The organism is Lachnoanaerobaculum sp. ICM7, from assembly GCF_000287675.1.
In the GTDB taxonomy this organism is placed as follows: Bacteria; Bacillota; Clostridia; order Lachnospirales; family Lachnospiraceae; genus Lachnoanaerobaculum.
Genome location: NZ_ALJL01000005.1, coordinates 1 through 21,471, shown reverse-complemented (window position 1 = coordinate 21,471; position 21,471 = coordinate 1). Strand labels below are relative to the sequence as shown.

Sequence of the window (21,471 nt, the reverse complement as noted above, 5' to 3'; positions counted from 1 at the left end):
TAATCCACATAAGTATAGCTTAAATACATGCTTAAATGCAAGACAATTCATGATACAAATGAAGCCTTTATATACTCAAAAACTTAATAAAATATATAATATTCACCATATATATCTGTATTGACATTTATATTAATAGATAATATACTAATTGTAGAATTCTTAACAAAGAGAATTGCTGAGAATAATTTATAAATTGATATTTGGAACGGAATAAATATGGAAGAAAGAAAAATATCCAGAGCGGTCATTTCAAGACTGCCAAGATACTATAGATACTTAGGTGAGCTGTCAGAAGAGGGTGTTGAGAGAATATCCTCAAAAGAACTTAGTGAGAGAATGAAGGTTACAGCTTCTCAAATCAGACAGGATTTAAATAACTTTGGAGGTTTCGGACAGCAGGGATACGGATATAATGTAAGGTATCTGTATAATGAGATTGCAAAAATTTTGGGAATAGACCGTCAGCATAATATTATAATAATAGGTGCTGGTCACTTGGGACAGGCTATTGCAAATTATGCAAACTTTGAGAGAAGAGGTTTTTTAATCAAAGGAATGTTTGATGTGGACCCTAATCTTTTCGGCAAAACAATTCGAGGTGCAAGAGTTTATTCGCTTGATAATCTTGAAAAGTTTGTATCTGAAAATGATATACAGATTGCCGCACTTACAATACCGAAGACCAGAGCAATGGAAGTTGCGGACAGACTTATAAAGTCGGGCATAAAGGCGATTTGGAATTTTGCACATACAGATTTGGTTGTACCGGATGATGTAGTGGTTGAGAATGTGCATCTTTCAGAATCTCTTATGAGACTATCATATAGAGTCAGTAATGTAGATGCCGTTCCGTTTGAAGGAAAGTATGATTAGAGGAATCGGCACTGATATAGTCGAAATAGACAGAATATCAAATGCAATTAAAAAGGAATTTTTTTTAAAGAAGGCTTTCAATGATAGTGAGATAGATATGGCCGTAGGCAGAAAAAAAGACAGTTTTCTGGCCGGAAATTTTGCTACAAAGGAGGCCTTTGTAAAAGCATTGGGAACAGGTTTCAGAGGTGTTGAACTTAAGGACTTGGCTGTACTCAGAGATGAACTTGGAAAGCCTTTTATAAAAATCTGTAATAATTTAAACAGACATTTACAAGGGATTGATGAGAATAAAATCCATGTATCCATAAGCAATACCGATTCATTGGCAATTGCAATGGTAGTAATAGAAACAGACTAATATGTGGAGATGGGGATATGAGAATTCTTGATGAAACTGCATTAAAATACATACCTGAAAGAATTAAGAATGCAAACAAAGGCAGCTATGGACATGTTCTGGTTATTGCCGGAAGTAACGGAATGAGCGGTGCCGCATTTTTGAGTGCAATGGCTGCATATCGTTCAGGTGCAGGTTTGGTTAGAATACTTACAGTAAGTAAAAATCGTACAATTTTACAAACACTTTTACCTGAAGCAATAATAACAACTTATGATGAGAGAGAAGCATATGAGAATAAGGAATGCTTTATAAATAAGATTAAGTCATGTATTGAGTGGTCAAGCGTAGTGGTACTGGGACCGGGACTTTCTACTGATTATTATGCTAAAATCATTGTAGAATATGTTTTGGCCGAATGTTATGTACCGATGATAATAGATGCTGATGCTTTGAATATTATTGCTGCCGACACTACACTTACAAAGTATTATACTGACAATATCATCATAACTCCTCATATAGGAGAGATGTCAAGACTGATAGATGTATCTATAGAGGATATATTATCGGATCCGGTAAAGTATGCCGAGGAATATGCAAATAAATACGGTATTACAGTAGTTTTGAAATCTCATCAAAGTGTTATCGCCGCAAAGGAGGATACATTTATAAATAAATCCGGAAGTGCCGCCATGGCAAAGGCCGGAAGCGGAGATGTTCTATGCGGTATAATTGCAGGCATGTTTTGTCTGGGTATAGATGATGATATGGCTGTGGCACTTGGAGTTTTCATACACGGTATGGCCGGCAGTATGGCCGGTAAAAAATATGGAGAACACAGTATTTTGGCAAGAGAAATCATAGAAAATATAGGTGAAGTGCTTAATAGAAGGAAGAGAAATGGACTCATATAGACGTGCTTATGCGAAGGTTGATCTGGATGCAATAAAGCATAATTTAACAGTTACAAAAAAAGCTTTAAAAGATAATATGAAACTGGCGGCAGTTGTAAAGGCTGACGGTTATGGACACGGAAGTGTTCCGGTATCATTATATATAAAAGATATTGTGGACTTTTTCTGTGTGGCTACACTTGAAGAAGGTGTTAATCTTAGATACCATGGCATTACAAACCCTATTTTGATACTGGCATGTATTCCAAGAAACAGCTACAAAGAATCAATAGTATTTGATATAAGGGAATCGGTTTTTACGCTGGATCAGGCTAAGAGAATAAATGATGAAGCCGGAGAACTTGGGAAAAAGATATCTATTCATATCGCAATAGATACAGGTATGAACAGAATCGGTTTTAAGCCTACAAAAGAGAGTGCTGACATTATAAAAGAAATAAGTGAAATGGAAAATATTGAGATTGAAGGTATTTTCACACATTTTCACAGTGCTGATGAAAGTGATCTTACGTCTGCAAAAGAACAGGAGAGATTATTTGGGCAATTTTTGGATTTACTAAAGAGTATGGGAATAGAACCTTCTATAGTACATGCCTCAAATTCAGCAGCTATAGTAAACGGTATCGGTACCGACTTTGATATGGTGCGCTTGGGAATTACAATGTATGGTGTTGCACCTTCAAATGAAGTGAATTTAACGAACTTTAATTATAAACCTGCATTAAGCATTTACTCAACAATTACATATATAAAGAGAATAAAATCAGGCGAATCTGTAAGTTACGGCGCAACTTTTAAAGCTGAAAAAGATATGGATATTGCAACAATTTCTTTCGGATATGCAGACGGCTATCCCAGAGATTTGAGTAATAAAGGATATGTATTGATTAAAGGTGTAAAATGTAATATTATCGGTAGAATATGCATGGATCAGACAATAGTAGATGTCAGTAATGTTCCAAATGTTAATATAGGAGATAAGGTTGTTATTTTAGGAAAAAGTGATGGAAACAGCATAACTGTAGACGAGCTCACAAAAGATTCAAACACTTTTTCCTATGAATTTATTTGTGGTATTAATAAGAGAGTACCGAGACTTTACTATTCAAATGGTGAATATGTCGGTAAAAAGGACTATATAAGAGATTTATATACTATGATATAGTTTTTAAAAGTTTTAGATATAAGATAAGTAGGAGTTTTTCATGGACGATGCTCATTCGGCATTATTAATTATAATTTGTGTAATTGTATTATTTATTAATTTTTCGATTCATTCGTTTAATTCAGCTATAAATGAGCTGAACAGTTCGGATATTGATGAGGATAAAAACGGGGAAAGACTGAAGTTTCATATAGAAAATATCGGTAAAGTACTTTACTGTATGTATATAATTAATGTTCTTTCCGGAATATTTTTCGGATGGATTTTTGTCAGATCGTTTTCATCCGGTATTAAATCAATATTATCAAATATTTTACCCTTGTCGGCATCAACAGTTTTTTCTACATTTATTGTATTGTTATTGTTTTGTATATTCTTTGTTGTGTTCGGGATATCAATACCTAACAAGCTTGCAAGAAAATCACCTAAAAAAAGTGCTTATACATTTATGAACATTTCAAATGTTTTGATTTTACTTTTTTCGCCGGTTATTTATATTGTTGACAGTATTTCATATGTTATTTTAAAAGTGTTCGGACTTGATATAAAGGCACAGTCAGAAACTGTAAGTGAAGAAGATATTATGAGCATGGTAAATGAAGGCCATGAGCAGGGTATCTTTGAAGGTTCCGAAGCTGAAATGATTACAAATATTTTCGAGCTTAATGATAAGCAGGCAAGAGATGTTATGACTCACAGAAAAAATATTGTATTTATAAACGGTGAAGACAGCTTACAGACTGTAATTGATTTTATGCTTACTTCAGGTATCAATTCCAGATATCCGGTATATGATGATAATATAGACAGCATAATGGGTATTTTAAATATGAAGGATGCACTTATATGTGAAAATACGTCAGATTATCGGAATACTTCAATTAAGGATATACCGAATATTTTGAGACCGATTACATTTGTTCCGGAAAATAAAAACCTTGTTACTTTGTTCAAGGATATGCAATCTCAGAAAAATCATATGGTAATTGTAGTGGATGAATATGGACAGACCTCAGGTATAGTTACTATGGAAGATATACTTGAAGAGATTGTAGGAAATATAATGGATGAATACGATGAAGATGAGGAGCTTATAAAAGAGCTTCCTGACGGTTCATTTATAATAAAGGGAATGACTCCACTGTCTGATATAGAAGATATTTTAAATATAAAATTTGATGAAGAGGAGTTGGAGAATTTTGATACTATAAATGGTCTTATGATATCCAGACTTGACAGGATACCGGAGGATAATGAGAAATTCGATATTATAATGTACGGCTATGAGTTTAAGGCATTACATGTATCAAACAGAATGATCAATACCATTAAAGTAACAAAATCACAAGGGGATGAAGAGCTTAGCGAAGAATAAATTGTTTTTACCTTTAAAGATGTTTGAGGACAGGGAGTACATCAGAAGAGTATTATATATAGCACTTCCGGTCTCATTTCAAACATTATTAAAAATGATAGTTAATTTTGTAGACACTGTAATGATAGGAAAGTTGGGGGAGACCGCCATTGCAGGTGTGGGGTTGGCAAATAAATATTTCTTTGTTTTTATATTGTTGATATTCGGAATAGAAAGTGGGACAGGAGTATTGGCATCTCAATACTGGGGGAACAATGATATAAAAAACATAAGAAAAGTACTTGGAATAGGACTGTTATTATCAATTACCGGTAGTATTATTTTTTCATCTGCGGCATTTATTATGCCGGATAAATTAATGATGATATTTACAGAATCAGATAATGCAATTACAATAGGAGCTGCTTATCTGGGTGTTGTATGTATTTCATATCCGTTTACAGCCGCCACAGATATATATGTATCCACAATGCGTGCAATCGGGGAAGTAAAGGTACCGGTTATATCAAGTATTTTTGCAATTATAGTTAATATTATATTGAATTATATTTTGATATTCGGTAAATTCGGCATGCCTGTACTTGGAGTTGTAGGTGCGGCTGTTGCGACAGTAGCGGCAAGAATATTTGAATTTTTATTGACAATTATACTTGTATCAATAAAGAAATCACCTATCATATGTTCTATAGCAAAGTTAAATCCGTTTTCAAAAGAGTTGATATCGCAGTTTGGAAAAACAGCATTGCCTGTAATAATCAACGAATTTTTTTGGGGAGTAGGAACCACACTTTTTTCTGTCGCATACGGAAGAATGGGAGATGCCGCTATAGCCTCGATAACCATTTCAACCGCATTACAGGATTTACTGGTGGTGTCCTTTCAGGGAATTGCTATAGCAACAGTAATTATACTTGGAAATGAGATGGGAGCAAATAATCTTAAAAAAGCTAAACTATATGGTTCATATTCTTATGTTTTAACTTTTTTAGTAGGAGTTTTTGCATCTATACTTATTATGATATTTAGAATACCATTCGTATCACTATATAAAGTTTCCTATAATGTAATAGAGAATGTAAAGTTATGCCTTATGGTGTTTGCTTTTTTCTTTCCTTTTAAGGCGATTGCAACGGTTAATATTGTAGGAATACTTAGAAGCGGAGGAGATACATTGGCTTGTCTGTTTTTAGATTTATCTGCAGTGTGGCTTATAGGTGTACCCATGGCATTTCTTGGAGGATTATATTTTAAATTTCCGATTTATACAGTTTATGCAATGGTACTTTCATCGGAAGTTTATAAAGCATTGGTAGGATACATCAGATACAAACAGGGGAAATGGCTTAAAAACCTTGCCATAGAATTGACAGCAAGCTGATTTCAGTATAAAATTAATTTTTGGATTAGTAAATAAAGGAGATATTATGTCAGGACATTCAAAATTTGCAAATATTAAACATAAAAAAGAGAAAAACGATGCGGCGAAGGGTAAAATATTTACTGTAATCGGAAGAGAGATAGCAGTGGCAGTAAAAGAGGGCGGACCTGACCCGAACAATAACTCAAGACTTAGAGATGTTATTGCAAAGGCAAAGGCAAACAATGTACCAAATGATACAATTGAAAGAGGTATTAAAAAAGCTGCCGGTGATGTAAACTCTGTAAACTATGAGCAAAACACTTATGAGGGATATGGTCCTAACGGTGTTGCAATTATTGTTGAGACATTGACAGATAATAAAAACAGAACTGCAGCAAATGTGAGAGCCGCTTTTACAAAAGGTGGTGGAAATATAGGAACACCTGGCTGTGTATCATTCATGTTCGATAAAAGAGGACAAATTCTTATAGATAAAGAAGAGTGCGATATGGATGCTGATGAGCTTATGATGGCCGCACTTGACCTTGGTGCAGAGGATTTTAATGATGAAGAGGACAGCTACGAGATACTTACAGATCCTGAGAATTTCTCAGCGGTAAGAGAAGGACTTGAAAAGCTTGGTGTACCGATGGCAAATGCTGAAGTTACAATGATTCCTCAAAACTGGGTTACACTTTCAGATGAAGAAGATATCAAGAAGATGAACCGTATCTTAGATCTTCTGGATGCAGAAGATGATGTACAAAATGTATATCATAGCTGGGATGAGTAATATGACATTACCAAAGGATCCGGTGATGTTATTATCACTTATAAATACCAAGCTTAGAGATTATAATTCATCATTGGATGATTTTTGTAAAGAAAATAATCTAAATGAGGATGAGATAAAGAAAAAGCTTGAGATGATTGATTATCACTATGATGAATTCAAAAACAAATTCGTATGAGTGGGTTACCGGGGATAGATAGTTTTTAATTTATTTCCATTTAATTTTTTTCTTATATTGTTATGCAATATAAATAATTCTATTTGTGAATATTTTATATTGCTTATATTATAATTATAAAGTAGTATTTAAACGGTTAGTGAGTACTAATTGTTTAAATACTATTTTTTGTTTGAAGGAGAATAAGAATGACAGTTTTTCAGGTGAAAAGAATCTTTAAAAAGGATAGTATATTTTTCTGTAGTATACTAAATTTGTTTATGTTTATTATAATTTGTATAGTATTTTATTGGTCCGGATATATTCGTGATCAATATAATATAATGAACGATGGAGAATACTTTGAGACTTTTTATTTAATTTGTATTGTTATAATTGAGACATTTGTATTGGCTCTAATATATTTTTTAAGACAACGTAAATCGGGAATATATAAAGTATTTTATCTATTGTATATTGTTTTACTTATGTTATTTGTATATAAAACTATAAATTATATTATGTACTATAACAATTATAGTATATAAGAGTATATATAAGAGTATTCATAGCTAAAAGAGCAGTATTTATTGTTTTTAAGCTTTATTTATATAGATATAACTATTCGCAAAACTCAAGTTTAACGAATAGTTATTATGGTAAAATATAGAGAGTTAAATACATATAACTCTCTATATTACTTTAATGATTTATATCCTGTAACTATATATGATCATATATCTATATATTTGTACTTACTATTTTGCCAACTGCAATAACACAGCATTTATTATTGCGGCGCATACATTACTTCCACCTTTGTTTCCGTCACATATTATTGCAGGTATATTACTTTGTTTTACAAGTTCTTTTGCTTCTATTACATTTACAAAGCCTACAGGTGCCGCAATTATAAAATCAGGCTTATATTTATCCAACAGTTCATTGATCCTTATAAGGGCTGTCGGTGCATTTCCTACAGCAAAAACTATCGGAATTTTCTTACCAAGTAAAGCTTCCTTTTCTTCATGCATTTGGTATGCAAGATCTATTGCTGCATTTGCCCTTGTTGTTTTATTTTTCTTTGCGTATTCTATGGTCTTTTCATCTGCGATTAAGCATAAAGGCTCAATACCGAATTTACCGGTCAAAATACGCTTATTGATACCGCTAAGTGCCATATTTGTATCTGTAAATATCATTGCACCGGATTGTATACAATCTTTAATTGTTTGCAATGCATTGTTTTGGAAAATGACATTATTTTGATAATCAAAATCCGCTGTTGTATGTATTGTCCTTTTTACTACCAAAAGCTCATCTTCTGAGTAAAACTTCAGTCGGTTTTCATCCATCTGTGATGTCAATATTTCAAAACTTTTCTTTTCTATATCTTCAGGTCTTACTTCTAACATAAAACTCCTTTTCTATATTTATTTTTCTGATTTATCCAGTATATTAAGTATTGCATTTATATCCAATGACTCCTCAATTAAATCAGCCAGCAGTTCATATTGTGACTCTTTGTAGATATCAAAATCATTAATATTTGTATCTATTGTAACTTTCTTGCCTGTTTTCTTTATTAGACCGGAAATAATTGCATCTACGAAATTGTCATTTTCAAATATACCATGTATATAGGTACCCATTATATTATTATTTACAAAACCGCCATTGTCAGTAATATCGGACTTTGTAAAAGGATTCTCTTTAGGATCTATTGTACTTCCCATATGAATTTCATAGCCATTTATAGTGGAATTGCATAAATCAATAAAATCAGGTGTATTTATTATTTCTGTTTCAGTTTGCCTTGTTGTTTTCTCTTTTGCAAAGATTGTGCTGAAGTTTAAAAGTTTTAAACCCTCTTCAGTACCTCCTTCTTCCACTCCGTATTCATCTATAAGCTCATTTCCAAGCATTTGGAATCCTCCACAGATTCCGATAATATTCTTTTTAGACAGATTAGTATGAGTAAATCTCATATTTTTTAGCCATCTTAGATCGTACAAGGTGTTTTTTGTACCGGGGATTATAACAAGATCCGCATCTTCCATTTCCTTTGGAGTGCTGATATATTTCATTACAATTTCTTTTCTTCTGCTAAGCGGATTGAAGTCTGTAAAATTTGAAATATGAGGTAACTTTATAATTGCTATATTTATTTTTTTTGTATTAAATATTACATTATTTGTTTCCAGTCTCTCAGATAAAGAATCTTCATCATCTATATCTATCTTCTTCATTGGTATAACACCCAATACCGGAATATCTATATTTATTTTTTTAAAATGCTCTGCCAGCATATCAAATCCCGGTGTAAGTAAATTCTTATCACCTCTGAATTTATTTATAACTATGCCCTGTATTCTTGCTTTAGCGTCATCATCCATTAAGGCAACAGTGCCGTAAACAGATGCAAATACACCACCTCTGTCTATATCGGCAACCAAAAGTACAGGAGCATCCACAAGCTTTGCTAAGCCCATATTTACAATATCATTTTCATTTAAGTTTATTTCAGCAGGTGAACCTGCCCCTTCTATAACGATGATATCATATGATTCACAAAGTTTATTATATGCTTCAAGTATATATGGTATAAATTTTTTCTTGTTTTTGTAATACTCAGAGGCTCCCATATTTGCATGAACCTTGCCGTTTAGAATCACCTGACTTCCTGTATTTGAAGTAGGCTTTAAAAGTATAGGATTCATTTCAACAGAAGGTTTGATACCTGCCGCTTCCGCCTGCATTACCTGTGCTCTGCCCATTTCCATTCCGTCTTCCGTTATATAAGAATTCAGAGCCATATTCTGTGATTTGAAAGGTGCGACTTTAAAACCTTTTCTTTTTAACATTCTGCAAAGTCCGGCAACCAGAAAACTTTTACCGGAGTTTGACATTGTGCCTTGAACCATTATAACTTTTGTCATATATGTTACCTCTCGATAAGTTCTTTAATATTTTCAAACAATATCATGTTGTCCGAGTTTGTCCTTACAGCAACTCTAAAATAGGTATTATCCATTCCCCTATAGTCTGAACAGTCTCTGACAATAACTCCTTGATTTAACAGAGCATTTGACAGATTTTTTTTGTATCTGCAAAGAAGAAAATTTGCTTTAGAATCAAAAACTTCTATCCCGACAGATTTAAGATTTTTTAATAATATACTCTTCTCCTTTTGTATTTTTAAAACAACCTGACTCATATCCTGTGTTAAAGAAAACTTTGCAGCCTCAAGTGCTAAAGTATTAATATCCCATGAAGGAGTGAGTTTTTTTAAGTTTTCTATTATTTTTTTATTTTCAGTCAAAAGATAGCCGAATCTAAGACCCGGAAAGGCATATAATTTGGTCAGAGATCTAAGTATTGCCAAATTAGTATATTTTGAAAGATTGGATATCTGCGAATACTTTTCACCGTCTAATACAAACTCTAAAAAACATTCATCAAGTAAGACAAATATATTTTCAGCTTTACAATACTCAAGTAATCTTTGTAACAGTTCCTCTTCTATCAGATATCCGGTTGGATTATTTGGATTTGTTAATACTAAAACATCAATATTGTCTGACAATATATCAAATATTTCGTTTGTTATCTTAAATCTGTTCATGTCATAGTAAACTATATTTGCTGAAACAGATTCTGCAGCAAGTCTATAGGATTCAAAACTTGGTGTAGGTATACATATATTTGATTCTTTATCAAATATACTGAAAAGCCTGAAAATAATGCTGTTAGCACCGTTTCCAAGATAGATACTCTCTTCACTTACATCATGCTTACGGCTTATCAAAGCCTTTATTTCACTGTAATCTTGATTCGGATAATGTACTAAAATATCTATAGATTTCTTTAAAATATCTTTTAAATTAGGATCTATACCATAAGGATTTATGCTTGCAGAAAAATCTATATATTTCTTTCCGCTTTTGGAGAATTCTAAAAGTCTACCTCCGTGCATCTTTGGCCTCTCTATATTCGTGGCTGAAGTGCTTGTCATAGAGTTTACTAAGCTCAAATTCATCAGCTAAAAATCTACCGACATATACAAGAGCTGTTTTATTTATATCAGCATTCTTAACCTCTCCTGCAATATTTTCCAGAGTAGACATTATAATCTTTTGATCGGGCCAGCTGGCCTTATATACTACTGCCGCAGGAGTATCCTTAGAATAAGAACTCATAAGTTTATTTGCCAATTCCTCAATACTTGCAATGCTTAAGAATATAGCCATACTTGCCTGTATCTTTGCAAGATTTTCAATACTCTCAGCCTCAGGAACCGGAGTTCTTCCGGCCATTCTTGTAAGAATCATTGTCTGTGTAACACCGGGGAGGGTAAATTCACGCTTTAAAGCGGCCGCACCTGCAAACACCGAGCTTACACCCGGCACAACCTCGTATTCTATACCCTTTTTATCAAGAGCTAACATTTGCTCTCTGATAGCACCGTACATAGCAGGGTCGCCTGTATGAACTCTGGCTATACTAAGTCCCTTTTCATTTGAATCAAATATTATCTCAAGTACCTCATCCAAACTAAGTGATGCTGAATTGATGAGTTTTGCTTCAGATTTAATATCTGTAAATAATTCTTTATTTACAAGAGAACCGGTATAAATAATCACATCTGAATTATCGATTATTCTCTTTCCTTTAATTGTCAAAAGCTCAGGATCTCCGGCTCCTGCACCTATAAAATAAAGCATGCTACGCCTCCAATTAACAAATTTATTATCAGTAAAACTATATAAGATAAATATGTAATATTATTCACTTTTACAATATCATCCGCATTTACGGTATTATTTCCGTCTCCGATACTTCTTTTTTTTACCAACTTTCCAAAATAATATGCATCACCGAGCAGTTTTGTATTTAAAAAACCTGCAATTACACTCTCCGTTTGTCCCGCATTCGGACTGGAGTGAATATATCTGTATTTATAAAAAGCATATACGGAGTTTTTTAATATATTAAAATTATTCTCAACTATTGATACAAAGAAAATAACAAAAAGAAGAATAATAGCGGAAAATCTTGCAGGTAAGAAATTAACAACATCATCAAGTTTTGCCGCTACTTTTCCTATATAAAAATATTTTTCATCCTTATAGCCTATCATAGAATCCATAGTATTTATAACTTTATATATAATTGGAAGTACTAAAACAAGCCATAAGAGCCTGATATCAAAGAATATTGCAAGTAAAGCTCCCAATGTAGCATAAAACCATGGCGCTACAATTCCGTCAGACATATTTTCCGCTACGGTCTCTATAACAGCCTTTGTTATCTGTTCAAAATCAAGACTGTCTGTATCTCTTCCCACTATCATAGAAAGCGATCTTCTTGCCTCATCTATATCGCCTGATTTTATGGAATGATATACTTTCATACTCTCATATCTTAATGAAGCTTTAGCAAATATCTGAAAGAATAAAAAGCATTCTATAATAAAACCTAAATAGAAATTTATTTTGTATATAAATATATCAATAAAATAGATTATACATCCCCAAAATAATATATTTAAAAACACAATAAGAAATCCGGCAAACAAGAGCCCGGTTTTTGTTTTAAATATTTTTCTGAAAAGTTTTTCAAGACCGGAAATACTGTTTCCCATAAATCTAACTAAATGCGGTAAATTATGAAAATCTCTAATAAAGAAATCCAAGATAAATCCGGAAATAAATGCCAAATAATGAACCATTTCTATTTAAGGTGCCAGTGCCAGTACCAAAACCACAACAAGCTCGGCAAGTTGTAGGAAATAGCCGGCTAAATCACCTGTAATACCCCCAAACTCTTCAAAAGATTTCACTCTATAATATAAAAAAACTAAAAATGTTGAAATTGCACATAATAATCCATAATTAACATTGACTACAATCATAGCAGCGCTTCCAAGTAAAATAAATATAATAAGTACTGCCCTATTTGTATATATCAGACTCTTTTTTGAAAACTCAAAGGCCAATCCGCTACCTCTGGCATTCTTAAATACTATTAAAGCCAACGCGCTGTATGCCCTTATAAGCATATATGAAATAGCCAATATGTATATCTTCACAGCACTGTCAAATGTAAGCATAGCTGCAAAATATAATAATATATAGACCAAACCGCCTATTATGGCGAAAGCCCCGGAATTGGAATCCTTTAATATAGCAAGCTTTTTTTGTTTATCCTGATTTGAACCCAGCGCATCCATTGTATCTAAAAAGCCGTCCATATGTATGCCGCCTGTATATAAAATAGGAAAAACCGTAAGAAAAGCCGCAACTAATGTAGGATTGATTCTAAGTTTATAAAAAAATACGGAAAATACAATCATAAAAATCCCTTCCACAATACCGACTACAGGTAAAAATAAAAGGCAATATTTCATATTTTCTTTTTCCCATTTAAAACTTCTTACAGGAATCTTTGAATACATGGCAAATGTGATTGCCATTGATTTTAATAAATTGCTCATTTTAACTTTCTATCATAGGGTAGACCGTAGATTACCTCTATAACCCTGTCTGCTACCTCAATTATTTGTTTATGCAGAGAATACAAACAATCAATAAATATATCAAGTTCTCTGCTTTGATTTCTTTCGGTAGAAAATATATCATTTCCTACAATAAAAACAGAATTACATCTGCTTTTAAGAGTAATTATATCAGAAAAAATCTCTTCTGTAATCTGTTTAAAGTTATTTTTGAGTCCTGATTCATCAAAAAGATTATTGGACAAAAGGTTTGTCAAATCTTCAAGCAAAATATTGTCTTCGAAATTTACATTCAAATCTTTAATATGTCTCGGTTCTTCAACAGTAAAAAAGCCCTTACCTGCTCTTTGCAAGAGATGCTTTTTTATTCTTTTACCGGCATAATCTCCGATATTTTCCATTGTTGCAAGATATATTTTTTTATCAAACTTCTCCGATATAAGACTTTCGGCATATTCAGACTTTCCGCTTGATACACCGCCATAAATATAAACTATCATACAAATCTTTCATACTCATCTATCTTAATATCGGAAAAAGAGGCATTTTTAGTATAAATTTCAGATACAAGATCAAGAAGAGGGAAAAGCAGAGCACAACCGCTTCCCTCTCCAAGAGCAAGTGAAGCGTCAATAACCGGATTTAACTCTAAAATTTTAAATATAGCGGAGGCTACAGGTTCACGGCTTAGATGTGAGGCAATCATATACTCCTTGCACAGAGGATTAAAAAAGTATGCCAAAAGTGCCGCAATCTCTGAAATCACACCGTCTATTACTATAGGAATCTTGTATATAGCCCCACCGATAAAAATTCCGGTAAGAGCTGCTATATCCAAACCTCCAATTGATGAAAGCAAATCGACTACAGTTAAAATCCTTGTATCATCAGACGAATTGATTAAATCCAAGAATGTTTTATCTCTAAAACCGTACTTTTCTATGGCACCTTCTATGACTTCTATTTTTCTTTTAAGTTTCATATCATTTAATCCCGCACCACGTCCTGTAACATTTGTAACAGGTAGATTTAATAGAGCGGCTGAAAGCGCAGATGATGTAGTGGTATTTCCTATACCCATTTCACCGGTCCCTATTATATTGATACCGTTATTTTTTAAATTTTCCACTATTTCAATACCGGTAAAAATTGCTCTTAAACTTATATCTATAGGCATTGCCTTTTCTTTGTAAAAGTTATTTGTTCCATGCATTAACTTATGATTGATAACACCCATTGAATAAATCTCAGTATCAAAACTGTCTATACCCATATCAATAACCATAAGGTCTGAACCTGAGGATTTACATAAAACAGAAATACTTGATGTACCAAGAACCATACTTTTTGCGACAGCTAAAGTCACTTCTTTACCTGATTGAGATATACCCTCTGCGACCACTCCATTGTCGGCACACATAACTGTGACACATTTCTTATCAATACATGGAATTTCACTTTCAAATATAGCTGAGAGTTTTTGAAATATTTTCTCAAACTCTCCAAGACTGTCAAGAGGCTTGGCAATACTGTCCCAATGCTTTTTTGCAAGTTTTTCGTATACTGTTGAAGTATTTGTAATCCGGGATAAGAGATTTTTAAATTTATCCAGTAATTCATTTTGTATATTTGTTAAAACCGGTGGTTTATACATTTCTTTGCCTCTCTAAATATTCAACTAAATTCTCTACTAAAAATTCATAGCCACGAAGGTAAATATGTGGAAATCCGGCAAATATATTCTCATATGCATTGATACAGTTCCATTCCTTACTTTTATTTGCCTTCACTGCATGTGCATACTCGCCGTTATTTGTAGAGTCAAAGTAATGGAACTCGTGACTTCGAATCTTTTGATTTTTTTTCATCAAGAAACTGTCTGATTTTGCTTCTATTTCAATATAACCGAATCTTACAAGTTTTTGAGTTTTAAAGGCTTTTCCGTCTATAAGTCCTACTCCTTCAAAAGTTTCACCGCTATTGTCTTCAAAGTATTTATGCAGATAAATAAAGCCTCCACACTCAGCAATAATCGGTATATTCTTTGCCTCTTTTATACTGTTTAGCATAGAAGTATTTGAACTCAGTTCTTTTGCATAAAGCTCGGGATAACCTCCTGAAAGCCATATAGCATTTATATTATCAGGCAGTTTTTTATCATGTATAGGACTGAATTTTACTATATCAAAACCGTATTCTTTTAATACCTCTATATTTTCTTCGTAGGTAAAAGAAAATGCTTCATCATAGGCAAAGGCAAGTCTATACTTCGGAATTTTAGGATCGGATTTTGCGGTAAAGTTATCAGAACTCTCAATTTTGACAATAAACTTATAAAGTGCATCAAAGTCAAGGCTTTTTTCAAGCTGCTCTGATACTCTTTCTACTATTGAGAATATATCCTTTTGAGGTTCATACAGTCCAAGGTGACGACTTTCTATACGATAGCTTTCATCCATGTATAGATATCCCAGTAAAACAAGATCCAAAGCATTGATTTTTGCCTTTAACAATTCAATATCACAGTCAGGTGGCAATTTGTTTACAATTACCGCTCTCACACGATGGGAAAACTTGTTAAGATATTCTTCAAGCTTTTCCAGTTCATCCATATCTACAACAAGAATAACATCAACGCCTATTTCTTCCGAAACTATACAGGCGCTACATCTTTTTCCTTCACCGTATACTCCGTCAAAAAGACCCATAGCACCTTCGATAATGGCTGTATCATATAAAAAGTTTTTGAAAAAGAGATTTTTTAATTCTTCGGGTCTATATTCCGGTTCCAAAAAGAAAGGATCCAGATTAGTAGACGGACTTCCTGCAATTTTTTCATGATACATGGTATCTATATAGTCCGGTCCTGTTTTATATATAGAAATGGTTTTACCCATTTTTTTTAATATATTTATAAGCCCCAATGTAATAAGAGTTTTTCCGCTCCCTGATTTCATTGCCGAAACCATAAAGGCTTGTTTTTCCTTTGGTAAAATCATAAATTTAACTTCTCAAATACTGAATGTATTCTTTTATTCTTTCCTCAAGTTTATCTCTGTTTTCAACCAAAAGAGGATAAAAGCCTGTTACACCGTATGAAATCATTTTGCAAAGTCCTGAAAATCTATAAGCTTCTTCACCCTTTTTATTTTCAGTCTGTATTGCTCTTTCAATTTCTGCTTCGTAGGATACTGATTCCAAAGTTTGTCTGCCGGCAATCTTTAAATAAAATTTCCAAGTATTTTCCTGTGTATCTTCTTTAGTACGAGGGACGGAATATACTCTTTTCATATTGGCAACAATCTCATCTTTTTTGTTTATCTCACCTTCAGTTTCATAAATATAAGCCTGTAATCCCCATATAGATAAAATCCATGTCCAAATATTAAAATCAATCTTTTCAGGTATATCTATATTTACAAGATTATATATATTTAATATCTCATCCTTATAATCATAAATATAAAGCCAAAAAGCCAACTCATATAGATTTGTCATATCTTTACTTCTTGTAAGAGCAAAACTCTTTGAGAGCTTCTTACAAAGTTTTACAATATTCTTTTCCTTATATTTTAAGCTCAGTTCATCAAAATTCATCTTCCGTCTCCCAATCATAATCTTCTTCATTAAAGTCATCTTCTAGAAAGCCTTCAATAATTCTTTCACTATGACTTCCGTCAGCTTTTGTTTCTAGTAAGACCCAGTTTAAATCATCTTCGTTGGTCCTTGGGTTTCCCTCTTCAAGAAATGAATAAAACTTTGATATAACAGCTTTTGTATAAATCTGTAAAAACTTTTGAGCCTCATTTTCACTGAAACAATCATTAAATTTATCAAGAAGTTCACTGTCTTCTTCATAAAATTCATCCGCAAGCTCAAGATTGCCTTCAATATCTCTTACTATCTTTTGCATTTCCTTAAAAACCGACATCCTAGCAAACTGTGGAATATTTTCTGTAACTTCACTGCATGCGGCAGGTATATTATTTTTAAAACCGGCATTATTCATCTTTACAACAAGATCAAGTATTGCCTGCTGCTTTTCTTTATCCAAAGTTGAAATATTGGATAAATAGAATTCTTTAGCTTTATCATCTAATTTTTCATTTGTAATAATTCTTTTCAATTCATCAAATGTGTCCATAAAGACCTCCGATATGTTTATATAAATACTTTATCACATCTTTTCTATAAGTAAAGTAAACCTTTACAGTAAATATATTCTTATATAAAAAAGCCGTCACATATTGTGACAGCCTTTTAACATCATATTCTATCATTCTTTACTATAAACAATATACATTACAACTCCGATAAAAAGCATACCACCTATTATATTACCGATTGTTACAGGAAGTTCGTTTGTAAGTAAAAAGTTTTTCCAATTCAAAGTTGCAAGTTTTTCAGCAGTTATTCCATACTTTGTCATAGCAACTTCAGCATATTTGCTGTTACCGGCGGCAAATATACCTGCAGGAATATAGAACATATTTGCAACACAGTGCTCAAATCCGCCTGTTACGAAAGTCATAATAGGTAAAAAGCTTGCCAGTACTTTTCCTGATATGTCTTTAGACAGACCTGCCATAACTACTCCGAGACATACGAAGAAGTTACATAATATGCCTGATATAAGTGCGGAACCAAAAGATATATTTGCTTTTGACAATGCAAGTTTTATTGTAAATGCACCCATAAGACCGTCGCTGTATTTGAACTGACCACTGAAAGATACCAGTATTGCAAATAAAATTCCACCTATAAGATTGGAGATGAATACAATAATTAGCACTCTAATCATATCAGAGACCTTATATCTTCCCTTTAAAACACCGATTATCATAAGACAGGCACCTGTAAAAAGTTCTCCGCCAAATAACACCATCATTACAAAACCTATAGGAAATACCAAACCTGCTACAAGTCTTGCAATTCCTGTATTTGAAATATCGTGTATTGCTACACTGCTTGCCATTGCTCCTGCTCCTATAAGCATACCTGCAAGGATACCCAATAAAATCATTTTGTGTAGCGGACGTTTTACTTTGCCTTCACCTGCCTCTATGAGATTTTGTGTAACCTCAGCTGTAGTATTTGAAAAGTTCATAAATACATTTCTCTCCTATTCTTGTTAAAAAAATAACCCTATATATTTTACAAAAAATAGGATATATGTCAAGGTAAAATGAATTTATACCCTCATTATTTTTACATTTTAATTACACCGATAAACACCATATTCTGTGCCATCATCATATTATATGGTCCGACTTCTTTGGACTTAGATACATTTACAGCTGTAATTTCGGTATCATAGCCTTTTTGTTTTGCAATTTTTACTATGTCTGTTAGCTGTGAAATGGTTTCCATTGTTATAGCGGAAATTACAATTGTATGATTTTTTTTCGATGTAAATATCATTTCCATTATACTGATAAGTTCACCGCCACTTCCGCCGATAAATATTTTATCGGCTTCAAGTATATTATCAAGCCCTTCCGGTGCTTTCGCATGTATAAGTTCTATATTTTCAGCACTGAAATTATGTATATTCTTTTTTATAAGTTCCACAGCAAGAGGATTTTTCTCTATGGCATATACTTTTCCTTCATAAGCAAGCCTTGACATTTCAATAGTTACCGAGCCGCTTCCGGCGCCTATATCATAGCAGATACTGTCAGGATGAATATCTAATTTACTCATTATTATTGCTCTGACCTCAGACTTTGTTATCGGCACTTTATCCCTTGCAAATACTTCATCAGAAAGTCCAAAGCCAATAGATTTATCAGCATCAGGATTTGATATTATCATACAGTTTAAATCAGATATATCCATGCCAAGCAAATCAGATGCTGTGCCGATTGTTATTCTTTCATTATCATATGATAAATTTTCACCAAGTATTATATCAAGCTCAAAAAAACCGAAGGAAATAAGTTTTCTACAGATTTCTTTTACTCCTTCAGCTTTAGAAGTGATTATAAAAGTATATTCATTTGAATCTATATTGTGATATAAAAGCTCTTCCTTGCCATGGAATGACAGTATCTTCACCTTTGAAATATCGGTATTTGACTTTGCACATAAATAGCTTAGACTTGATATTCCCGGAAATGTATTTATATTGCAGTCTTTAAAATCTTTTTCGTCTTCTACCAAAGCCTTTAATTTATCAAAGAGCTTTAAACTTCCACTAAAAAGAGAAATATCCCCACTGAATACGACAGCTGTTTCGTTATCTATATTTTCTCTTATTATTTCAATTATCTTCTCCGTATTATACTCTGTAAAATATTTTTTATTCGGAAAATCTTCTTTTACACTTTCAATTATTCTTTTTGCACCGATAATTACTGCGGACCTTTCTATTGCAGAAATTGCAGCCTTTGTTAAAAGGTCAGGATTTCCAAGTCCTATTCCTATAAGATTTATATTTTTAGTATTTCCCATACTTATACCTCTCCATATAATCAAGTGTTTTTTTAATAAATTCAATACTTTTTGATACCTGTCATTGAATAGAACTAAGGTTATGGAGTGATCTTTACCTCATACAGGGCAGATATATAGTAATAATGGGTGCACCAAATAAAACGTCATCACTATTCGTTCTAAATGGCCTCGATGTGTACCCATCCCTATATGGCAGCTCACCTCTCATGTCCAACAGGATTATCCTCCTTACGGTGGGTCCTCACTTCCTTCGTTCTGCCTGTCCATAACCAGGGTGCCAGCTTAGCTATTCATCAGGGTCATGCCCTTTGGAGAAAATTCCTGCCGGCTACCAGCTCATTCTTTGTACTTTCATCACTGATCCAAACACTACGATTACAGCACCTTTCGGTGGACGCTTCCTATAATCATTATGGTTGTTCTTTATTGCTCGGTTATGCAGCCTTTAACTGCTCTCCCGGACGTCGAATATCTTTCAACATCTTTGATGCATCATAACTGATTCCCTTGGTAAGGATCACATGGAATACTCTTATCAGCTTACATGCTACTGCTATCAGCGACTGCATCTTTTTCAATGGATTCTTTTCCCTGGTGGTATAATATCTGTGGATTTCTTTGAATTCTTCATTCTTTCCCACCACCGATATCGCTGCCTCAAAAAGTAGATATCTGAGACGCTTGCGTCCTCTTTTGCTTATCTTTGTTTTTCCGTCGTGCTTACCGGAACTATCTGCCACCAGTTCCAATCCTGCAAGTTTCTGAAGTTCTTTCGTGCTATCAAAGCGCGTGATATCACCAACTTCTGCTATGAAACCAGCTACGGTTGTTATTCCTATACCTTTTATTTCAAGCAGCTTATCCGCATACCTGACCTGTTGGCACAGTTCTTTGATCAGGTCATTGACCCGTTCAAGGCGTTTTGTCTGGAGTTCATAATCCTCTATCAGATCCTGTATCTCCATCCGAGCTTCTGTAAGACCTGCTTTTAATCCTATGCTTTTCATGGCTGCATTCAGAATCAGCATAGCCTTCTTATGCCCATTTCCTCGGAGTTTAGCGTCTTTCCATATCTTTATGATACCTTCCACTCCTAGTCTTACTATCTCCTCAAGAGTTGGTGCCTGCTTTAACACCAGCAGACCTCCCTTGGCATCTATGTGTGTATAAATCCCCTTATATTCCGGGAAATACACTGCAACCCACTTCTGCAGACGGTTCTTCGCCCTTGTCTGTTCTTCTACAAGCACAAACCGGCGGTTTGACGCATTCCGCAGTTCTGCATATACACCTGTCGGCATATATGAATAAAAATATCGTCCATCCCTTACAAGCCCTGCAATAACACGAGGATCTTTTCTGTCATTTTTAGATGGACTATTGTCATCTAATTCTTTGGTCTTATGCACATGGTGCGGATTTACCATCACAAACTTTATGTTCTTTTCACCCATGAACTGCCCAAGATCAAACCAGTAGTGACCGGTTGGCTCTATTCCTACCAGTGCCTCTTTA

The 21,471-nt window shown here is 33.5% G+C and carries 22 protein-coding genes; 8 read left to right on the top strand and 14 right to left on the bottom strand.

What is annotated here, in order from left to right; all coding sequences use genetic code 11:
- Nucleotides 1-219: 219 nt before the first annotated feature.
- From HMPREF1140_RS00945 to HMPREF1140_RS00910, 8 genes are read left to right on the top strand one after another with little or no spacing between them, the layout of a single operon-like run.
- The gene (locus HMPREF1140_RS00945; protein ID WP_009662054.1) at nt 220-876 is read left to right on the top strand and encodes a redox-sensing transcriptional repressor Rex; all 657 of its coding nucleotides are present in this window, start codon (nt 220-222) and stop codon (nt 874-876) included.
- Nucleotides 869-1,237: a holo-ACP synthase gene (gene acpS, locus HMPREF1140_RS00940; protein ID WP_009662048.1), complete on the top strand. Its 369-nt coding sequence runs from the start codon at nt 869-871 to the stop codon at nt 1,235-1,237. The genes HMPREF1140_RS00945 and acpS overlap by 8 nt, the downstream gene beginning before the upstream one ends.
- A 17-nt stretch (nt 1,238-1,254) precedes the next feature.
- Nucleotides 1,255-2,133: an NAD(P)H-hydrate dehydratase gene (locus HMPREF1140_RS00935; RefSeq protein ID WP_009662043.1), complete on the top strand. Its 879-nt coding sequence runs from the start codon at nt 1,255-1,257 to the stop codon at nt 2,131-2,133.
- The gene (alr, locus tag HMPREF1140_RS00930) at nt 2,120-3,298 is read left to right on the top strand and encodes an alanine racemase (protein WP_009662097.1); all 1,179 of its coding nucleotides are present in this window, start codon (nt 2,120-2,122) and stop codon (nt 3,296-3,298) included. Before HMPREF1140_RS00935 ends, alr begins: the two co-directional genes overlap by 14 nt.
- A gap of 40 nt (nt 3,299-3,338) precedes the next feature.
- Nucleotides 3,339-4,673 (top strand): hemolysin family protein, encoded by a 1,335-nt coding sequence (locus tag HMPREF1140_RS00925; RefSeq protein ID WP_009662082.1) that lies wholly within the window; start codon nt 3,339-3,341, stop codon nt 4,671-4,673.
- A 19-nt stretch (nt 4,674-4,692) separates the two neighbouring features.
- Nucleotides 4,693-6,051 carry an MATE family efflux transporter gene (locus tag HMPREF1140_RS00920; protein WP_009662074.1) on the top strand — a complete coding sequence of 453 codons (1,359 nt, stop codon included), beginning with the start codon at nt 4,693-4,695 and terminating at the stop codon, nt 6,049-6,051.
- Nucleotides 6,052-6,097: 46 nt separating this feature from the next.
- Nucleotides 6,098-6,826: a YebC/PmpR family DNA-binding transcriptional regulator gene (locus tag HMPREF1140_RS00915; protein WP_007592007.1), complete on the top strand. Its 729-nt coding sequence runs from the start codon at nt 6,098-6,100 to the stop codon at nt 6,824-6,826.
- Between the two features lies 1 nt (nt 6,827).
- The gene (locus HMPREF1140_RS00910) at nt 6,828-7,004 is read left to right on the top strand and encodes a DUF4250 domain-containing protein (RefSeq protein ID WP_009662104.1); all 177 of its coding nucleotides are present in this window, start codon (nt 6,828-6,830) and stop codon (nt 7,002-7,004) included.
- A 737-nt stretch (nt 7,005-7,741) separates the two neighbouring features.
- Here HMPREF1140_RS00910 and HMPREF1140_RS00900 read toward each other — a convergent pair.
- The 14 genes from HMPREF1140_RS00900 to HMPREF1140_RS00835 form a co-directional block, all read right to left on the bottom strand.
- A complete protein-coding gene (locus HMPREF1140_RS00900) occupies nt 7,742-8,398 on the bottom strand; it encodes a precorrin-8X methylmutase (protein ID WP_009662103.1) in 657 nt (218 codons plus the stop codon).
- 18 nt (nt 8,399-8,416) lie between these two features.
- The gene (locus HMPREF1140_RS00895; protein WP_009662101.1) at nt 8,417-9,922 is read right to left on the bottom strand and encodes a cobyric acid synthase; all 1,506 of its coding nucleotides are present in this window, start codon (nt 9,920-9,922) and stop codon (nt 8,417-8,419) included.
- A 5-nt stretch (nt 9,923-9,927) separates the two neighbouring features.
- On the bottom strand, nt 9,928-10,959 hold the full coding sequence (locus HMPREF1140_RS00890; RefSeq protein WP_009662078.1) for a pyridoxal phosphate-dependent aminotransferase: 1,032 nt from the start codon (nt 10,957-10,959) through the stop codon (nt 9,928-9,930).
- Nucleotides 10,946-11,707 (bottom strand): precorrin-4 C(11)-methyltransferase, encoded by a 762-nt coding sequence (gene cobM / locus HMPREF1140_RS00885; protein WP_009662039.1) that lies wholly within the window; start codon nt 11,705-11,707, stop codon nt 10,946-10,948. The genes HMPREF1140_RS00890 and cobM overlap by 14 nt, the downstream gene beginning before the upstream one ends.
- On the bottom strand, nt 11,692-12,714 hold the full coding sequence (cbiB, locus tag HMPREF1140_RS00880; RefSeq protein ID WP_009662071.1) for an adenosylcobinamide-phosphate synthase CbiB: 1,023 nt from the start codon (nt 12,712-12,714) through the stop codon (nt 11,692-11,694). The genes cobM and cbiB overlap by 16 nt, the downstream gene beginning before the upstream one ends.
- Before the next feature lie 6 nt (nt 12,715-12,720).
- Complete coding sequence (locus HMPREF1140_RS00875; RefSeq protein WP_035619646.1) at nt 12,721-13,479, bottom strand: adenosylcobinamide-GDP ribazoletransferase; 759 nt, start codon at nt 13,477-13,479, stop codon at nt 12,721-12,723.
- Entirely contained in the window at nt 13,476-14,000 is a 525-nt protein-coding gene (locus tag HMPREF1140_RS00870; protein ID WP_009662049.1) for a bifunctional adenosylcobinamide kinase/adenosylcobinamide-phosphate guanylyltransferase, read from the bottom strand. The genes HMPREF1140_RS00875 and HMPREF1140_RS00870 overlap by 4 nt, the downstream gene beginning before the upstream one ends.
- The gene (locus HMPREF1140_RS00865) at nt 13,997-15,154 is read right to left on the bottom strand and encodes a nicotinate-nucleotide--dimethylbenzimidazole phosphoribosyltransferase (protein WP_009662063.1); all 1,158 of its coding nucleotides are present in this window, start codon (nt 15,152-15,154) and stop codon (nt 13,997-13,999) included. Before HMPREF1140_RS00865 ends, HMPREF1140_RS00870 begins: the two co-directional genes overlap by 4 nt.
- Nucleotides 15,147-16,499, bottom strand: coding sequence for a cobyrinate a,c-diamide synthase (locus tag HMPREF1140_RS00860; RefSeq protein ID WP_009662081.1), 1,353 nt, complete (start codon nt 16,497-16,499; stop codon nt 15,147-15,149). Before HMPREF1140_RS00860 ends, HMPREF1140_RS00865 begins: the two co-directional genes overlap by 8 nt.
- 4 nt (nt 16,500-16,503) lie before the next feature.
- Nucleotides 16,504-17,097: a DUF6707 family protein gene (locus HMPREF1140_RS00855; RefSeq protein ID WP_009662070.1), complete on the bottom strand. Its 594-nt coding sequence runs from the start codon at nt 17,095-17,097 to the stop codon at nt 16,504-16,506.
- Nucleotides 17,087-17,644 carry a hypothetical protein gene (locus HMPREF1140_RS00850; protein WP_009662080.1) on the bottom strand — a complete coding sequence of 186 codons (558 nt, stop codon included), beginning with the start codon at nt 17,642-17,644 and terminating at the stop codon, nt 17,087-17,089. Before HMPREF1140_RS00850 ends, HMPREF1140_RS00855 begins: the two co-directional genes overlap by 11 nt.
- Before the next feature lie 132 nt (nt 17,645-17,776).
- On the bottom strand, nt 17,777-18,607 hold the full coding sequence (locus HMPREF1140_RS00845; RefSeq protein ID WP_009662045.1) for a formate/nitrite transporter family protein: 831 nt from the start codon (nt 18,605-18,607) through the stop codon (nt 17,777-17,779).
- Between the two features lie 101 nt (nt 18,608-18,708).
- Nucleotides 18,709-19,953, bottom strand: coding sequence for a bifunctional cobalt-precorrin-7 (C(5))-methyltransferase/cobalt-precorrin-6B (C(15))-methyltransferase (locus HMPREF1140_RS00840; protein WP_009662107.1), 1,245 nt, complete (start codon nt 19,951-19,953; stop codon nt 18,709-18,711).
- 437 nt (nt 19,954-20,390) lie between these two features.
- On the bottom strand, nt 20,391-21,471 hold a 1,081-nt coding region (locus HMPREF1140_RS00835; protein WP_009662094.1), incomplete at its 5' end, for an IS110 family transposase.

Bases quoted from the DNA above. Each gene is read 5' to 3' on its own strand.
- HMPREF1140_RS00840 (WP_009662107.1), bottom strand. From the start codon at position 19,953: ATGGGAAATACTAAAAATATAAATCTTATAGGAATAGGACTTGGAAAT.
- HMPREF1140_RS00945 (WP_009662054.1), top strand. From the start codon at position 220: ATGGAAGAAAGAAAAATATCCAGAGCGGTCATTTCAAGACTGCCAAGA.
- HMPREF1140_RS00935 (WP_009662043.1), top strand. From the start codon at position 1,255: ATGAGAATTCTTGATGAAACTGCATTAAAATACATACCTGAAAGAATT.
- HMPREF1140_RS00890 (WP_009662078.1), bottom strand. From the start codon at position 10,959: ATGCACGGAGGTAGACTTTTAGAATTCTCCAAAAGCGGAAAGAAATAT.
- HMPREF1140_RS00920 (WP_009662074.1), top strand. From the start codon at position 4,693: ATGTTTGAGGACAGGGAGTACATCAGAAGAGTATTATATATAGCACTT.
- cbiB (WP_009662071.1), bottom strand. From the start codon at position 12,714: ATGGTTCATTATTTGGCATTTATTTCCGGATTTATCTTGGATTTCTTT.
- HMPREF1140_RS00870 (WP_009662049.1), bottom strand. From the start codon at position 14,000: ATGATAGTTTATATTTATGGCGGTGTATCAAGCGGAAAGTCTGAATAT.
- HMPREF1140_RS00865 (WP_009662063.1), bottom strand. From the start codon at position 15,154: ATGTATAAACCACCGGTTTTAACAAATATACAAAATGAATTACTGGAT.
- HMPREF1140_RS00845 (WP_009662045.1), bottom strand. From the start codon at position 18,607: ATGAACTTTTCAAATACTACAGCTGAGGTTACACAAAATCTCATAGAG.
- cobM (WP_009662039.1), bottom strand. From the start codon at position 11,707: ATGCTTTATTTTATAGGTGCAGGAGCCGGAGATCCTGAGCTTTTGACA.
- HMPREF1140_RS00925 (WP_009662082.1), top strand. From the start codon at position 3,339: ATGGACGATGCTCATTCGGCATTATTAATTATAATTTGTGTAATTGTA.
- HMPREF1140_RS00860 (WP_009662081.1), bottom strand. From the start codon at position 16,499: ATGATTTTACCAAAGGAAAAACAAGCCTTTATGGTTTCGGCAATGAAA.
- HMPREF1140_RS00850 (WP_009662080.1), bottom strand. From the start codon at position 17,644: ATGGACACATTTGATGAATTGAAAAGAATTATTACAAATGAAAAATTA.
- alr (WP_009662097.1), top strand. From the start codon at position 2,120: ATGGACTCATATAGACGTGCTTATGCGAAGGTTGATCTGGATGCAATA.
- HMPREF1140_RS00900 (WP_009662103.1), bottom strand. From the start codon at position 8,398: ATGTTAGAAGTAAGACCTGAAGATATAGAAAAGAAAAGTTTTGAAATA.
- HMPREF1140_RS00910 (WP_009662104.1), top strand. From the start codon at position 6,828: ATGACATTACCAAAGGATCCGGTGATGTTATTATCACTTATAAATACC.
- HMPREF1140_RS00895 (WP_009662101.1), bottom strand. From the start codon at position 9,922: ATGACAAAAGTTATAATGGTTCAAGGCACAATGTCAAACTCCGGTAAA.
- acpS (WP_009662048.1), top strand. From the start codon at position 869: ATGATTAGAGGAATCGGCACTGATATAGTCGAAATAGACAGAATATCA.
- HMPREF1140_RS00855 (WP_009662070.1), bottom strand. From the start codon at position 17,097: ATGAATTTTGATGAACTGAGCTTAAAATATAAGGAAAAGAATATTGTA.
- HMPREF1140_RS00875 (WP_035619646.1), bottom strand. From the start codon at position 13,479: ATGAGCAATTTATTAAAATCAATGGCAATCACATTTGCCATGTATTCA.
- HMPREF1140_RS00915 (WP_007592007.1), top strand. From the start codon at position 6,098: ATGTCAGGACATTCAAAATTTGCAAATATTAAACATAAAAAAGAGAAA.